The organism is Romboutsia sp. 13368, from assembly GCF_018336475.1.
Classification (GTDB): Bacteria; Bacillota; Clostridia; order Peptostreptococcales; family Peptostreptococcaceae; genus Romboutsia.
Map to the genome: position 1 here is coordinate 1,402,002 of NZ_CP048741.1, position 680 is coordinate 1,402,681.

Annotated in this window: 1 protein-coding gene; it reads right to left on the reverse strand. The window is 31.1% G+C overall.

Going from position 1 to position 680, the window contains the following annotated elements; genetic code table 11:
- On the reverse strand, nt 1-680 hold a 680-nt coding region (locus G3997_RS05650), incomplete at both ends, for an aminopeptidase (RefSeq protein WP_296644201.1).

The following is a 680-nucleotide window of genomic DNA, read 5'->3' on the forward strand; positions in this document are numbered from 1 at the left end:
TCTATAACATTTCCACCATAAACTAGTGGCTTAGTGCTATGAACAATACCATTTACTTTAAACTTATGAGGTAAGCAGAACACTTCTTCTGTTGGTATATTTGGATTAAACTCTATTCCATTAGGGTCAACAGATGCACCACTTAACCAAATATGTCCTTTAGGTAAATCCATAGTTAAATCTGTTTTATCAGATTTAAAATGTAAAGTTTTAAAGTTTTTATTATTTAAGAAATCCATTCTCTTCTTTAAATCAGAGTTATGATTTTCCCAAGCTTTTATTGGATCTTCATTATCAACTCTAGAACATTTAAAAATAGCTTCCCATAGCTTATCTATTGCATCTTGAGAAGATATACCAGGGAATACTTTTTTAGCCCAAGCTTCTGTAGGAATAGATACTATACTCCACTTACATTTATCAGTTAATGTGTAAGATCTCCATTCTTTTAAAGCTATACCAGATGCTTTTTGAGCATTAGCAACTCTTTGTGGATCAACATCTTTTAGTAAATCTGGATTTGCCGCATGAATACTTAAAAATGCTCCTCCATTTTTAGCTATTTTAACGTATTGGTCAGATACCCAACTTGGAAATTCATTGAATACTTCTTCTGGTGYWTTTGACTGATTTATAATTTCATCTGCTAAACTTTTAGCTTCTGAACTTATAACTATATC